The sequence below is a fragment of the Nonomuraea mangrovi genome (genome assembly GCF_042681425.1).
GTDB lineage: Bacteria > Actinomycetota > Actinomycetes > Streptosporangiales > Streptosporangiaceae > Nonomuraea > Nonomuraea mangrovi.
Window position 1 is genome coordinate 20,737 of record NZ_JBHUFV010000094.1, and the last position, 13,830, is coordinate 34,566.

Genomic DNA, 13,830 nt, shown 5'->3' on the forward strand with positions numbered 1-13,830 from the left:
CAGACGAGTTCTTCGGTTATTGCCAACGACGTTGAGGAGAAGCATTGAGCACGTCCAACACCGATGGAGCCCTGGCCAGGCTGGCCCGATTCTGTTATCGGCGCCGCCGTCTGGTCCTGCTCACCTGGATCGTCGGCGTGATCGCCGTGGCGGTGGTCGGCTTCGGGTACGGCGCGGCCCCCGACAACGACTTCACCGGCGGAAATTCCGAATCCGCCAAGGCGCAGGAATTGATCGAGCGGCATTTCCCCGAGCAGCAAGGCGACACGCTGACCCTCGCGATCAAGGCGGACAAGGGAATCGATGATCCCGCTGCCCGGCAGAAGATCGAGAAGGTCCTCGCCGGGCTCGCCGACTCTGCTGTCACCGGACCGATGACGTCGCCGTATGACGACAAGAGCCTGGTGACGGCGGACCGTCGGATCGCTCGCACGACGATCCCGCTGAGCGACAAAGAGGTGGACAAGACCGAGGTCAAGCCTCTGGTGGACCTGGTCAAGGCGGCCTCCGACGACAGCGTCACGCTTGGCCTAGGCGGGTACATGGCGGAAAAGGCCGAGACGCCCCCGCAGGGTCCGGCCGAAAGCGTCGGCCTCCTGGCGGCAGCGGTGATCTTGTTCATCGCCTTCGGCTCGCTGGTGGCGATGGGTTTGCCGATCGTGACCGCCCTCCTGGCGATCGTGGCCGGCCTCGCGCTGATGAAGCTGGTCGGGTACCTGGTTCCCGGGCCGGATTTCACCTTGGTCTTCGGCGCGATGATCGGGCTCGGGGTCGGCATCGACTACGCCCTGTTCATCGTGACCCGGTACAAGGACAGCCTGCAGGAGGGCGATGACCCCGAGAGCGCCACGGTCAAGGCCCTCACCACGGCCGGGCATGCGGTGCTGTTCGCCGGCGTCACCGTTGTGATCGCGTTGCTGGGCCTGGTCGTCATGGGGCAGCGGCTGATGACCGGGGTGGCCGTCGCCACGTCGGTGATCGTGCTGGTGACGATGATCGCCGCGGTGACCCTGCTGCCCGCGTTCCTGGGCTTCACCGGCTACAAGATCAACTCGCTGCGCCTGCCCCGTCGCGCGCAGCGGGGCAACCAGCCCGTCACCGGTGCGTCCCGGCAGCGCCGTACCCCCGCCGAGCGCTGGGCCGGCACGGTGCAGCGCAGGCCGGTGATCGCCGCGACGCTGGCCGGCGCGGTTCTGCTGGTGCTGGCCGCTCCCACCTTGTCCATGCGGCTGAGCCAGCCTGACGCCAGCGTTCAGCCCCACGACAGGAGCAGTTACACCTCCTACAAGATCCTGTCCGAAGGCTTCGGACCCGGCTACGGCGCACCGCTGATCTTCACCACGCAGGTCGACTCCACTGACGCCGATCTGAGCCCCGTCGTCGAAGCGGTGCGCAACACCGACGGCATCGCCTACGCCACACCACCTCGCGTCAGTCGGGACGGGCAGGCCGCCACCTTCATCGCCTTCCCCTCGACCGGCTACCAGGATGAGGCGACCGCGAACCTGGTGCACAAGCTCCGCGACGAGGTGCTGCCCAACGCACCCGGTGGCCGGAACGTCCTCGTCGGCGGCCCGAACGCCGCCACCATCGACGTCGCGGAGGAGTCCGGCTCGCGCCTGCCTCTGATGATCGCCGTCGTCATCGCGATCTCCATGGTGCTTCTGATCGCCCTGGTCCGGTCGGTCACGATCGCCCTGCAGGCGGCGGTCATGAACCTGCTGTCCATCGGCGCCGCTTACGGGGTGATCGTCGCGGTCGTCCAATGGGGATGGTTCGGCCCCGCCCTCGGCTTTCCCGCCGCCATGCCGGTCACGACCTGGGTCCCGATGATGATGTTCCCGGTCCTGTTCGGCCTGTCGATGGACTACCAGGTCTTTCTGATCTCCCGGGTCCGTGAGGAATACGAGCGAACCGGCGACACCCGCACGGCCGTCGCCCGAGGGCTGGCAGGGACCGCCAAGGTCATCACGGCCGCCGCCGCGATCATGATCGCCGTCTTCACCACGTCTCTGCTCGGCCCGGACATCGCCGTCAAGCAGGGAGGCCTGGGCATGGCCGTCGCCGTGCTCATCGACGCCACCATCGTCCGGATGATCCTCGTTCCCGCCGTCATGGAGCTGTTCGGCAAGGCCAACTGGTGGATGCCCGGACGCCGGGCGTCGAAGCCGGCCCCGGCCGCACCGGTCAGGCTCGAAGAACAGGCCGGAGTCTGACCCCTCGCCGACCCTCTACCAGCAAAGGAAGAATCATGTTCTTACGTATCGCGATCATCGCCCAGACCGTCGCCCTGCTGCTCCAGGCGGTGACCGCCGGGCTGCTGCTGGCATCGCCCGGCGGCTGGATGTCGCACCGTGCCACCGCCCCCGGTGTCGTGGTCACCGTGCTGCTGTGCCTGATCGCCGCGCTGGTGTCGCGGCGAATAGGTGCCATTCTCCCCGCCGCAGGCATGCTGGTGATGACGCTGGCTCAGATGGCGCTGGGCATGGCGCAGGTGAAGAGCCTGCACGTGCCGCTCGGCGTGCTGATGTTCGGCGTGAGCATGGTGCAGCTGACACGGGCCTGGTCCGTCAGCCGCACTGAGACGGCGTCGCCGTCACGATGACCGGACGGCCAGCTCCTCGGCCCCGCCACCGAGCGCGCGCCAGGTGGCGGACCCTATACGCCAGCGGTCACCAGGTCACCGGGAGGGAGAGCACGCCGTTGACGGGTGCCAGCTCGCGATAGCGCAGCTCCTCGTACGGGACGGCGAGCCGCAGCGCGGGAAAGCGGCGCAGGAGGGCCGGCAGGGCGACGCGGAGCTCCATGCGGGCCAGTTGCTGGCCGAGGCATTGGTGGATGCCGTGCCCGAAGGCGACGTGCGCGCTGGGGCGGCGGGTGACGTCGAAGGTGTCGGGCTCGGCCGTCAGTGCGGGGTCACGGTTGGCCGAGGGCAGGGAGACCGCCACCCGCTCGCCCTCGCGGATCACCTGTCCCGCGAGGGTGAACTTCTCGGTTGCGGTGCGGATGGCGCCGTTTCTGACGATCGACAGGTAACGCAGCATCTCCTCGATTGCGCCGTTGACCACCGTGGGGTCGTCCCGGACCAGCGCGAGCTGGTCGGGATGGCTCAGCAAGAGCAGGGTGCCGAGGCCGAGCATGTTGGCCGTGGTCTCGTGCCCGGCGATCAGCAGGAGATTGCCGATGCCGATCAGTTCGTCGTCGCTGAGGTCGTCGCCATGCTCACGTACCAGCATGCCGAGAATGTCCGGGCCGGGTTTCTCGCGCTGAGCGGCCACCAGGCCACCCATGTAGGTGTGCATCTCGATGGCGTTGGCGAACTGCTTCTCCATCGTGAGGCTGGGGTCGAGCATGGTGTCGCTGTGCCGTTGGAAGTCCGCGCGGTCCTCATACGGGACGCCGAGCAGCTCGCAGATCACCAGTGACGGCAGCGGCAGCGCGAAGGCGGTCATCAGGTCCACCGGCCCCCCGGTCCGTTCCATCCGGTCCAAGGCTTCGTCGACGACCTCGACGAAGCGAGGGCGGAACGCGTTGATGCGCCGGACGGTGAACTCGCCGGTCAGCAGCCGTCTGACGCGGGTGTGTTCGGGTGGGTCCATGGCCACCAGGAATCCGGCCTGCTCGCCGATCAACGTCCTCAGCTTGGCGTCCGGGCGGCTGCTCAGATGCGGGCAGGCGAGTGCTTCACGGGCCGTGCCGTACCCGGTGACCAGCCGGACGTCGACCAGGTCGCCGGTCGGCAGGAACGTCTGGGTGGTAGCGACGGGATCGGTTGCACGCAACCGGGCCGTCTCCGGGGAGGGGCTGAACGGGCAGGCCGGGTCCCTGCGGATCGGCAACGGAACGTTTTCGAGCATGACAAAGACGCCTTTCTCTAGGATTCGGACGGGCTCAGGCCTTGTCGAGGCGGCTGGTGAGAGCGAGCAGGACGAGCGGGATCACGATGGCCGCCGGGAGCCCGATCAGCAGCGGCACGCGCTCGCCGGGCGTGAGATGGTCCAGCAGCCGGAGGTGGATCGCCAGGTGCGGCACGGCGAAGACCAGGTACACGGCGAGCGCCGTACGCGCCAGGCTTCGCCGTACGACGAAGACGCTCACGCCCAGCACCACGGACGTGGCCAGGCTCATCGCGCCGTAGTCCATCATCAGATGCTCGTTGTACGGCATGCGCATCCCCACCCAGGGGATGGCGAAGAACGAGCGGGGGAACAGCAGCGCCCAGCCTCCTACGGCGAACTGTGTTACGGCGAGGAAGGCCAGGCCGGCGCGTAGCCAGGTGCGGGCGCTCATGCGGCGAGGAACTGTTCGAAGGTGATCCGCCCGTCGGCGTGCTCGGGCGTCAGGTGCCCGCCCTGGCGGTAGCCGCGCAGGCCGGGCATCGGCACCGCCAGCACCGGCCGGCGGCTGGCCCGCGAGCGCGCATAGGCGCGGGCCAGATCGACGGCGGGACGTACCTCGGGCCCGCCCAGGTCCGGTACCCGGCCCGCCGGTGCCGCGCCCGCGAGTGCGGTCAGACGCGTGGCCACCTCGCCGGCGTCGACGGGCTGGAAGCTGACACCGGCGGGCATCACGGTCACCGGCAGGCGCCGCTGGCTCGTGCACATCCAGACGATGAGCTCGTGGAACTGGGTCGTGCGCTGGATCGTCCACGGCAGGCCGGAGCGCTCCACGAGCTGTTCGCAGGCCAGTTTCGCCCGGTAGTAGGGCAGATCGACCCGGTCGACTCCGACGATGGACACATACAGCAGGTGCGGGCCGCCGGCTCGCACCGCTGCCTGGATGAGGTTGCGGGTGCCGTCGAGGTCCGCCCGGCCGTTACCGGTCGCGCAGTGGACGATCACATCGGCGACGTCGACCGCCGCCGCCAGGCCCGCACCGGTGAGCAGGTCACCGCGGCACGTCCGCTCGTCGGATGGCGGTTGACGGCTCAGCACGCGGACGGTGTGGCCGGCCTCCAGCAGCTGTGGCACGAGCGCGCGGCCGAGCCGGCCGGTGCCGCCCGTCACCAGGATCGAAGGCGTCACGGGTGGAACCCCCAAGAACGGTGTGAGTGTCAGGTCACCCGTTCAGAACCGGATAGAGCACCGGAATGTGACAACCGCAGCTTGTCAGGATTGGCGATGATGCGAATCCCGCTGATCCGGCCGTCCGACGTCTCCGGCACCAGCACACCGATCAGCTCCTCACCCGCGCGGGCCAGCAGCCCCAGCACGCCGTTCACCTCCGCAGGTGACAGGCTCACCCGTGGACCGGCGAGGTTCAGCGCGCCCACCAGGTAGCGCGCCACCCGGGAGAGGCCGGAAACGGGCCGCCTTGCGGTGCCGACCCTGCCGCCACCGTCCACCCACACGGTCACGTCGTCGGCCAGCACCTTCTCCAACCCCGGCAGGTCCCCGTGTTCCGCGGCCGCCAGGAAGCTCTCCACCAGGTGACGGGGGGCGGCCCGGTCCACCCGGCGTCCGGCGCCGGCGCCCGCCTGGGCCAGCCGCCGGCGAGCCCTCGTGTACAGCTGCCGGGAGTTGGCCTCCGACGCGTCGATGACCTCGGCCACCTCCCGATGGCTGTAGCCGAAGGCCTCACGCAGGACGAACACCGCGCGTTCCACGGGGTTGAGCGTTTCCAGCAGCACCAGGAAGGCCAGCGAGACGAACTCCCGCTGCTCGGCGCTGTCCAGCGGGCCCAGCGCGCCGCCCTCGGTCAGCACCGGCTCCGGCAGCCAGACACCGACATAGCTCTCCCGGCGCGCACGCGCGGACGTCAACCGGTTCACGCACAGGTTGGCGGTGACCTTGGCCAGCCACGCCCAGGGCGACTCGACGGTGCTGGCCTTGCGCCAGCGCAGGAAGGCGTCCTGGACGACGTCCTCGGCCTCCTCGGCCGAACCCAGCATCCGATAGGCCAGCCCGAACAGCCTGGAACGATGCCGCTCGAACTCCTCAACCACGTCAACTGACACGCCCACCAGCTTCCCAGGTCGCCTGAGCGGCGTCGCTCTCTCCCCGTCAACGTGGCCCCCGCCCGCCTGCGCATGACCGGCCTAGCCTTCGCCTTCTGCTACGGCTGGCCCAGCAGAACGGTCCTGAGACCGAGGACGGCGCAGATTCCGAGGATGCGCAGCATCGGCCATTTCAGCACGAAGGTCATGACCGGCGCCGCGAACGTGATGGCGGAGGCGACGGGGCTGAGCGTGGCCAGTTCGGGGAGCTGGACCTGGAACGGCCCGCTCAGCCAGGTGAACGTGGACGTGAACAGGGTGTGTTCGGCGAAGTAGAGGGCGAGGTTGGCGATGACGCCGACGATGGCGGCGGTGATGCCGGTCAGCGCCGCGCTGATGGCGGCATTGGGGCGCAGCTTCTCCACGTAAGGCGCCGAGGAAGATGAACAGGAAGCACGGCACGAAGGTGACCCAGGTGGTCAGCAGTGCGCCGACCAGTGCACCGGCCCAGGGTGTGAGCAGGCCGGGGTCACGGTAGGCGCCGAGGAACGCGACGAACTGCACGACCATGATGAGAGGGCCGGGCGTGGTCTCGGCCAGGGCCAGACCGCGCACCACCTCGCCGGGTGTGAGCCAGGCATAGGTCTCCACCGCACGCTGGGCGACGAAGGCCAGCACCGCATAGGCGCCGCCGAACGTGATCAGGGCGGTGCCGGAGAAGAACAGGCCCTGGGCGGTGTAGACGCTGCCGGGGCCGAGCAGCAGTGCGACCGCCGCCACCGTCAGCCACCAGACCACCAGGCCGACCGCGAGGATCCTGCCCGCTGAACGCCAACTCGGCTGCGCGTGGTGTAGGTGTACCGCTTCATAACTCGTCGGGTGGTACCTGATCTGCGGCTTTGACCTCCAGAGGCCTCGCGGGCAAGATCGCGGTCTGTGCCGGTTCCTCTGCTGTATCTGACCTTGATTCGAGTGTTTGGCTGGCTCCAAGGCCCGCGCCGCCAACCCGCCCATACTGCAGGTCGAACGTGCCGCCGAGGGCCGCGTCCTTGCGAGTCCGCCTTTGAGCGGATTGCCCACCCCGCCATAGACGAGGTGGGGCGCAGGACCCCGGTGCTACGCTTCGGCAATCCTCGGGTCATGGCCCTGGCCGGCGCCCTGTGCCAGACGCTGCTCGCCGCCACCGGCTTCACCAACAACAACCTTCGCGTCTTGATGATGGGACTACCCGGCAGCACCGCCTACACGACAGGCCAGATGACCTATGACCTGCGCCGCCTCCCCCGCTCCAACCGCTACGCCGTCGCCGACGACGGCATACGCATGGCGGTCTTCTACACCAAGATCTACAACCGGTTACTCCTCCCGCTGACGGCCGCCGACCAACCCCAAGCGCCACCCGAACTCCGAGCGGCGCTCAAGACCATCAGCCGGCACCTCGACGACCACGCCGCTAGGCCGATCCTGGGCCGAATTCGTGGTAGATGTCGGCTAGGAAGGTCGACAGGTGGGTGAACTCGCTCTGGTCGTGGATGAGCATTTCGTAGGCGAAGGAGCGGGCGGCCTCGCGCGGGTCCTCGCCCGAGGCCACGGGGAAGGTGCCGCGATCGAAGATGTAGCGGCTGCGCAGTTCGAAGCCGTCATCGGTGTCGCGGACCAGGTGGAGCATGTAGGCGCTGCCGTTGATGATGCCGCAGGCGTGGGCGTGGACACGGGCCCGGTCGAAGCGGCTGGTGTCCAGGCCCATCTTCGCGGGGTCGTGGAACTCGATGGTCAGCTCGCCGCGGGTCGCGCCGAAGTACTCGATGATGTCGTGGCTGTTGCCGATGTAGCGTTCGGCGTCGGTGAGTCCAGGCTGGGTGAGCACGGCCTGGTCGCGTGGGACGGCTTGAAGATGGTTGTACGCTAGCGGTCTGGGCCGCGGCATCGCCCAGCAGTTGGCCGCCGCCGGCGAGCAGGTGCTGGATGCCAGCGACGTCGCGTCAGAGCCCGCCGCTGTGTGTTCCGCCCCCCTAAACTGCCGCCGGTCAGCCTGGCATGCCGGTCAGGGTGAGGAATTCGCCGCGTGATCGGCCGTCGGTACGCAGCAGGCCGAGGAGGGTTGAGGTCGTGGTGGTGGCGCCGATGGCCTGGACACCGCGCAGGGTCATGCAGGTGTGTTCGGCCTGGATCACGACGCCGACGCCTTGGGGGTCCAGGTGGGTCTGGAGCCAGTCGGCGACCTGTTTGGTAAGGCGTTCCTGTACCTGGGGGCGGCAGGCGAAATGCTCCAGGACGCGGGCGAGTTTCGACAGGCCCAGTATCCGGTGTCCGGGGAGGTAACCGATGTGGGCGGTGCCGACGAAGGGCAGGAGGTGGTGTTCGCAGACGGATCGCAGCGGGATGTTGCGGGCGAGGACCAGTTCGTCGTATCCCTCGTCGTTGGGGAAGGTGGTCAGCTCGAACGGTCGGGGGCTGAACAGTTCGGCGTAGGCGCGGGCCATCCGACCGGGTGTGCCGCGCATGCTCTCGGATTCGGTGCTGATGCCAAGAGCCTGGAGGAACTGCCCGGCGGCGAGTTCGGCGGCCGCCAGGTCCGTCTCCTTGACGTCATGGACGACGTGCAGCGCGTTGGGCATCGTCATCGGCGGCTGGGAGGAGTCCAGGGCCATACGCAACGTCGCGTGGGGGTGCCGAGTCATGTCAGCCTCCGATGCCGAGCGCGGTGAGCAGTACCAGGACCACGGTCACGAGGGCGGCCAGGCCGTGCCCTATGACCACGGCTACCGGGAAATGTCGTTCGGCCGGCCCCGTCGGCGCGGCTGCGCTGGCCCGGCGGACCGGGATCCAACGGGCGAGCATCAGGAATCCCAGTGCGGCGACGGGCACGAGCAGGCCGAAGGCGGTCCAGGTCAGCGCGCCTGTGTCAGTGATCACATAGGTGATCCACACGACGAGACCGATGGCGGCGAGCGCGAGGTGGCCGAAGATGACCGGGACGGGCAGGCGGCTGGTGCCGCCTCGGACGCCGCCGCGCGCGATCCAGGTGCCGAGCATGTAGAAGCCGCCGAGAGCGGTGATCACCCAGGTGATCAGTGCGGCGATGGCCATGGGAACTCCCGATGTCGAGGTGCGGATGCGCCGGGGATGGAGATGGAGCGTGGTCAGCCGGTACGACGGCCGGGCCGCCGCTGAACAGGGACGAAACCCTCGGCCTGCATCGCCTCGTCCGCGACCCGCACGCCGTAGTGGTAGGCGAGCTTGCCGCCCAGATATCCCGAGACGCCGAGCACGGCCAGGCTCACGGCATTCAGCGTGAGCTGGTCCACGCCGACGCTGCCGGATGGCCCCTGTCCGGCATACCGCCACAGGAAATTGCCCGCGTAGGCGGCGGTCACCAGCAGGTTCAGCGTCATGTGGATGAGGCCGACACGGAACGCCCGCGTACCGGTGGGGATAGCCAGCAGATCCAGCAGGCCCACCATGGCCGCGGCCAGGGCGCCGATCACACCCAGCGCGATCAGCCACATGGCTCCTCGGGCGAGGAAGTCCGGGTCCTCGACGATATGGGAGGCGACGTCGAAGACGAGACCGCCTACCCACGCTCCGATCGGCACGGTGACCAGGATGGGATGGAACGGGTGCCCGTAGGGGCCGGCGAGCATGGCGCTGACCGGCCGCTTGGCGTGCTGCGATTCGCTGGACATGGCACGCCTCCTCTCCAGAGGTTTCACTAACGAGTATTGGACTTATTCACACCCCGGTCAACCTGTCCTGGGAAATCATGACGTTGAACCAGCATGGGTTGGAGTTATTGTGGATGCATGACCTTTGACGCGAATCCGGCTGCGCCGCAGACCTCCGCCGCTGTGGGCGTCGACGCGGTCCTGGTCCTCGGAGACGATGTGCGGCGCAGGATGTACGACTTCGTACGGCGTGCCCGTCGGCCGGTGACCCGGGAGGAGGCGGCCAGTGACGCCGGCATCTCGGCCAAGCTGGCCGCCTTCCATCTGGACAAGCTCGTCGCGGCCGGGTTGCTCCGCTCCGCCTACGGCAGCCCGGGTGGCGTCCGCAGGGTGGGCCGTAAGCCCAAGGTCTATGAGCCGGCCGACACCGACATCCGTGTCAGCATTCCCGAGCGCCACCACGACGTACTCGCGGAGATCCTCATCGACGCGGTCCTTACCGAGGAGCCGGGCGGGGACGCGCGATCTGCCGCGCTGCGCGCGGCCCGCCACCGAGGGCAGGAGTTGGGAGCGGCGATCCGCGCCCGCACCCGCCCGGGCCGCCTGGGGCCCGAGCGCTCCCTCAAGGTCAGCGAAACGATGCTGGAGCAGCACGGCTTCGAGCCGTACCGCCCGGCTTCCACCGAGCTGCGACTGCTCAACTGTCCCTTCCACCCCCTCGCCGCTCGTTCGCCCGAGCTGGTGTGCGGGATCAACCACGCCTTCGTTGACGGCTTCCTCGCCGGTCTGGAAGCCGCCGGTATCCGCGCGGTCCTAGCCCCCCGTCCGGGCCACTGCTGCGTCGAACTGCGCGCCGCATCCGGCGGCCAGAATCCCCCCGACCCGGCCGCCGACGGCATCGGCTGCGCGAGGGAGAACGGCACCCCGCCTGTGGATGACCCGGGCAACACGCCATAGTGGGGACCAGTACTGGCAGGGGCCACTAGTGCTTTGTTTTTTTGAGCGGCAAGATTAGACGTACTATCAGGGCCCCAGCGGGTTGTCGATGGGCGGTGAGGCAGTGCCGAAACTCCTGTTCGCGCGGGCGCCGAAGGACGCGGTGGAGGAACGCAAGATCCGCAAGCTGGCCGCTGCGCGACACGCTCCGGCCGACTGGATTCGCAGAGCCCAGATCATCGCTCTGAGCTGGGAGCGGCTGCGGGTGCCGCAGATCGCGCACAGGGTCGGCTGCAGTGAGAAGACGGTGCGTTACCGGCTGGCACGCTTCAACTCGCAGCTCATCGCGCTGACCCGCACATGGCCGCCGGGCCGACCGGTGCGCGATCAGGCAACCGGCGAGCTGACCGCGGCCCAAGAGAGCGGGCCGGGCAACTGGACGCTGGATACCCTGGTCGAGGCCGCCCACCAGCTGGGCATCATGGTGGCGCGCTCGCAGGTGCGGCGGATCCTGCTGGCCGAAGGCGTGCGCTGGCGACGGCCCCGTTCCTGGGCCACCAGCCATGACCCACAGTTCGCCCCAAAAGAACCCGCGTCGTTTCCCTCTACACCTGCCCGCCGCCGGGAGTGACGGTCGTGGCGGCCGACGAACTTGGCCCCGTTCTTCCTCGAACCTTTGACCCTGCCCCCGGCTGGAGCACCGACGGACGGCCGATCAAGGCGGCCCTGGCCTATAGCCGCGGACCGGAGAAGACCTGGATCTACGGCGGCTTACGCATCGCAGACGGTCACGCGGTCACCCTATGTTCCGCCTCGCGTAACAGCGCCGGATGGCAGCGCTTCCTAGCCCTGCTGGAGCAGAGCAACCCGACCGGCACCATCGCGGTGATCACCGACAACCTGTCCAGCCACACCAGCGTCTCCACCCGCGAATGGCTTACCGGGCACCCCCGGATCCAGCAAGTGTTCATCCCGAAGGGCGCCTGCTGGCTCAATCTGCAAGAAGCATGGTGGCGCCTGTTTCGCCGCCAGGCCTTAGCCGGGCAGACCTTCGCCGACCCCAGCGAGATCGCCTACGCCACTACCGTAGCGACGACCCAGCTCAACGCCCGTGCCGGTCCCTGGATCTGGGCCGTCCGGCTCCCAGAGCCGCGCGACCGCTGCAGCGCGGCGCAACTCCAGCATCGAGGCCTCGGGCTCGGTGACGGAAGCTCGCGCTCCTCGCGTGACAGTGCCTCACGCGAGGACGCGTTCGTGAGGCTCTGCAGGAAATCATCGTGCTCTTCCTTTCGGGTGCGTCACGGTTCAGCCGGTGATCGTCGATGCGGCCAGCGATATCAACGAGGCGGTAGGGAGCCGGACGCGAGTCGCGCCTGCAGACCGTCCAGGATGGACTGCAGTCCGAACTCAAAGGTGGCCTCGGACGAAAGGGTGGAGGTGGCTGCCGAGGCTGTGAGGCGGGCGCGCAGTCGGGGGAACTGGTGGGAGACCTCGCCGACTTCCGCGATGGCGTCGCGCAGCTGCTGTTCCGCGTCCGCTCCCGTACGGCGCAGCTGCGCCCGCCACGCGGACTCGGCGGCCTCTCCCTGCGCGGCGCCGATCGCGAACATCAGGACCGTCGCGGCGGCCTGGTCGGCCTCCGGGCCGGCGAACCCCGCGCTTTCGTAGACGGCCAGGCATCGCTCGTCGTATCGGGCCTTGTTGGGGCCGTAGATGAGGTGCGTGCTCATGGCGGGGATCAGCCAGAAATGACGGATGATCATCGCATAGGCGCCGCGGGCCAGCGTCGCCGCGCCCTCCCGCCATCCAGCCGCGCCGAGGTCAGGCAGCCCGATCTCGCTGAAGACGTGATCGGCGGCGAGCACCACCAGCTTGTCCTTGCTCTTCACGTGGTGGTACATCGCCGTGGCCGCCGAGCCCAGGTGGGCTCCCAGGCGCCGCATGTTCAGGCCGTTCACGCCCTCGGCGTCGAGGACCTGGACGGCCGCCAGGACGATCTGCTCTTTGGACAGCGTGTCACGGGGCATACGCTAAGGATAGCCAGACTTGAACTTAGTTCAACGCGATCGTATAGTTGCACTTAGTTCAAGTCGAGCCCATCGAGGAGCCATCATGACCCGCCACGCACACACCCGACGAACGCGCCGCCCCCGCAGCGTCACCGTCGCCGCGACGCTGCAAATTCTGACCGTTGTGCCCTTCCTCTTGGGCACCCTCGTCGTTCTCCTTTACGGGGCGGGCGCGCAGGCGGCTGCCGAGGCGGAGATCACGCGGCAGGGTGTGCCCGCCGCCGTCCTGGCCCAGCACGGCATCGACTTCGGGGGAAGCGAGACGCTGGCCATCGTGCTCGTCCTGATCCTGGTGGCGCTGGCCGCGCTCAACCTGGCAGGAAAGAGGGCCGGCCGGATCCTCAGCTGGATCTTCCACCCCATCCTCTTCGCCATGGGAGCCGTGATCATCCCCAGTCAGCTGTTCACCGTCCAGCTCCTGGAATCCGCCTTCAAGAGCTCGGGCGACTCCACTCTCGCCCGCATCGATGTCCCGGCCCTGGTCGGCGCGGCCACGCACGCCATGCCCGGCTGGCTTCCCTACGCGAACGTCGCCAAGCTCGCCCTGACCACCCTGGGCTCGCTGCTCGTCGTCATCCTGCTCGCGCTTCCGTCGGCGAGAACGTACTTCCGCAGGACGTAGCGGGCGGTCCTGGCATCCGGGACTCGGCTCGTCCCGCGGCCACGCCGGCTCAACGGCCTCCCAGGGGGAGCGGTCATGCTGGGATCGATGAACAACCCCGTGCGGCTTGGCGAAGAAGAACGTCATGACCGCACCCTGCAGCGCATTGAGGTCAAGGCGATGCGCGAGGCCGCCGAGGCCGAGATGGGTCGCCGGGGGTCGGCCGAGTCGACCTGCTGACCCGCATGGGTTCAACTTCGGAGTGAGCAACCCAGCGTCGCGGTCGCGATGTCGGTCGCTGTGATCCTCACCTTGCTGGCCTCGCTCAACCTGGCAGGCAACGGTGCCGACCAGATCGCGTCGTGGATCTTCCAGTCGCTCTTGCTCGTCGATGGAGGGCTCATCATCGACGACCAGGTGTTCACCGTCCGCTACGTCGAGACCGCTTTTACCAAGTCCGCCGACGCCGAATTGCGTGGCCTCGACGTCAGCGCGCTGGTCAGAGCCGCGCGAGCCGCCTTCTCCGGCTGGTTCCACCCGGGCGTCAACACCCGCCTCATCCTGACGACCGTGGGATCACTTCTCGTCATCCTCCTGCTCGCACTTTCCTAAGACTGCTACCTG

At 68.4% G+C, this 13,830-nt stretch carries 17 protein-coding genes and 2 pseudogenes; 9 read left to right on the top strand and 10 right to left on the bottom strand.

The features are described 5' to 3' along the window. Positions 1–44 precede the first annotated feature (44 nt). Both ACFSKW_RS50245 and ACFSKW_RS50250 read left to right on the top strand, forming a co-directional pair. A complete protein-coding gene (locus ACFSKW_RS50245; protein WP_379582155.1) occupies positions 45–2,216 on the top strand; it encodes an MMPL family transporter in 2,172 nt (723 codons plus the stop codon). A 35-nt stretch (positions 2,217–2,251) separates the two neighbouring features. Continuing rightward, entirely contained in the window at positions 2,252–2,605 is a 354-nt protein-coding gene (locus ACFSKW_RS50250; protein ID WP_379582156.1) for a hypothetical protein, read from the top strand. Between the two features lie 67 nt (positions 2,606–2,672). Here the strand turns inward: ACFSKW_RS50250 and ACFSKW_RS50255 are convergent, their stop codons facing one another. From ACFSKW_RS50255 to ACFSKW_RS50275, 5 genes and pseudogenes are all read right to left on the bottom strand, one after another. After that, positions 2,673–3,857, bottom strand: coding sequence for a cytochrome P450 (locus ACFSKW_RS50255; protein WP_379582158.1), 1,185 nt, complete (start codon positions 3,855–3,857; stop codon positions 2,673–2,675). A gap of 34 nt (positions 3,858–3,891) precedes the next feature. Next, a complete protein-coding gene (locus tag ACFSKW_RS50260; protein ID WP_379582160.1) occupies positions 3,892–4,290 on the bottom strand; it encodes a hypothetical protein in 399 nt (132 codons plus the stop codon). After that, positions 4,287–5,024 (bottom strand): SDR family oxidoreductase, encoded by a 738-nt coding sequence (locus ACFSKW_RS50265; RefSeq protein WP_379582162.1) that lies wholly within the window; start codon positions 5,022–5,024, stop codon positions 4,287–4,289. The genes ACFSKW_RS50260 and ACFSKW_RS50265 overlap by 4 nt, the downstream gene beginning before the upstream one ends. Before the next feature lie 29 nt (positions 5,025–5,053). Next, a complete protein-coding gene (gene sigJ / locus ACFSKW_RS50270; RefSeq protein WP_379582164.1) occupies positions 5,054–5,956 on the bottom strand; it encodes an RNA polymerase sigma factor SigJ in 903 nt (300 codons plus the stop codon). Positions 5,957–6,054: 98 nt separating this feature from the next. After that, positions 6,055–6,949: pseudogene (locus ACFSKW_RS50275) on the bottom strand (chromate transporter). 126 nt (positions 6,950–7,075) lie between these two features. On the opposite strand from ACFSKW_RS50275, the gene ACFSKW_RS50280 reads away from it, so the two are divergent. After that, positions 7,076–7,450, top strand: coding sequence for a hypothetical protein (locus ACFSKW_RS50280; RefSeq protein ID WP_379582166.1), 375 nt, complete (start codon positions 7,076–7,078; stop codon positions 7,448–7,450). Here the strand turns inward: ACFSKW_RS50280 and ACFSKW_RS50285 are convergent. The 4 genes from ACFSKW_RS50285 to ACFSKW_RS50300 all read right to left on the bottom strand — a co-directional run bounded on the left by ACFSKW_RS50285 (position 7,389) and on the right by ACFSKW_RS50300 (position 9,621). Then, positions 7,389–7,802, bottom strand: coding sequence for a DAPG hydrolase family protein (locus ACFSKW_RS50285; RefSeq protein ID WP_379582168.1), 414 nt, complete (start codon positions 7,800–7,802; stop codon positions 7,389–7,391). The two genes, ACFSKW_RS50280 and ACFSKW_RS50285, sit on opposite strands and share 62 nt — an antisense overlap. Positions 7,803–7,962: 160 nt before the next feature. Continuing rightward, positions 7,963–8,616 (bottom strand): GTP cyclohydrolase I FolE, encoded by a 654-nt coding sequence (gene folE, locus ACFSKW_RS50290; protein WP_435192818.1) that lies wholly within the window; start codon positions 8,614–8,616, stop codon positions 7,963–7,965. Position 8,617: 1 nt separating this feature from the next. Continuing rightward, the gene (locus ACFSKW_RS50295) at positions 8,618–9,025 is read right to left on the bottom strand and encodes a hypothetical protein (protein WP_379582170.1); all 408 of its coding nucleotides are present in this window, start codon (positions 9,023–9,025) and stop codon (positions 8,618–8,620) included. Between the two features lie 53 nt (positions 9,026–9,078). After that, on the bottom strand, positions 9,079–9,621 hold the full coding sequence (locus ACFSKW_RS50300) for a DUF2231 domain-containing protein (RefSeq protein WP_379582172.1): 543 nt from the start codon (positions 9,619–9,621) through the stop codon (positions 9,079–9,081). A gap of 117 nt (positions 9,622–9,738) precedes the next feature. Between ACFSKW_RS50300 and ACFSKW_RS50305 the strand changes: the two genes are divergently transcribed. The 3 genes and pseudogenes from ACFSKW_RS50305 to ACFSKW_RS50315 all read left to right on the top strand — a co-directional run. Beyond that, positions 9,739–10,557, top strand: coding sequence for a helix-turn-helix transcriptional regulator (locus ACFSKW_RS50305; RefSeq protein WP_379582174.1), 819 nt, complete (start codon positions 9,739–9,741; stop codon positions 10,555–10,557). Between the two features lie 103 nt (positions 10,558–10,660). Further along, the gene (locus tag ACFSKW_RS50310) at positions 10,661–11,167 is read left to right on the top strand and encodes a helix-turn-helix domain-containing protein (protein ID WP_379582176.1); all 507 of its coding nucleotides are present in this window, start codon (positions 10,661–10,663) and stop codon (positions 11,165–11,167) included. Between the two features lie 5 nt (positions 11,168–11,172). Continuing rightward, positions 11,173–11,592 (top strand): annotated as a pseudogene (locus tag ACFSKW_RS50315) (transposase); the annotation flags it as partial. 281 nt (positions 11,593–11,873) lie between these two features. Here ACFSKW_RS50315 and ACFSKW_RS50320 read toward each other — a convergent pair. Beyond that, positions 11,874–12,563 carry a TetR/AcrR family transcriptional regulator C-terminal domain-containing protein gene (locus ACFSKW_RS50320; RefSeq protein ID WP_379582178.1) on the bottom strand — a complete coding sequence of 230 codons (690 nt, stop codon included), beginning with the start codon at positions 12,561–12,563 and terminating at the stop codon, positions 11,874–11,876. An 85-nt stretch (positions 12,564–12,648) separates the two neighbouring features. Between ACFSKW_RS50320 and ACFSKW_RS50325 the strand changes: the two genes are divergently transcribed. From ACFSKW_RS50325 to ACFSKW_RS50335, 3 genes are all read left to right on the top strand, one after another. Beyond that, the gene (locus tag ACFSKW_RS50325) at positions 12,649–13,227 is read left to right on the top strand and encodes a hypothetical protein (RefSeq protein WP_379582180.1); all 579 of its coding nucleotides are present in this window, start codon (positions 12,649–12,651) and stop codon (positions 13,225–13,227) included. Between the two features lie 87 nt (positions 13,228–13,314). Continuing rightward, positions 13,315–13,446 carry a hypothetical protein gene (locus ACFSKW_RS50330; RefSeq protein ID WP_379582182.1) on the top strand — a complete coding sequence of 44 codons (132 nt, stop codon included), beginning with the start codon at positions 13,315–13,317 and terminating at the stop codon, positions 13,444–13,446. 48 nt (positions 13,447–13,494) lie between these two features. Further along, positions 13,495–13,818: a hypothetical protein gene (locus tag ACFSKW_RS50335; RefSeq protein WP_379582184.1), complete on the top strand. Its 324-nt coding sequence runs from the start codon at positions 13,495–13,497 to the stop codon at positions 13,816–13,818. Positions 13,819–13,830 lie beyond the last annotated feature (12 nt).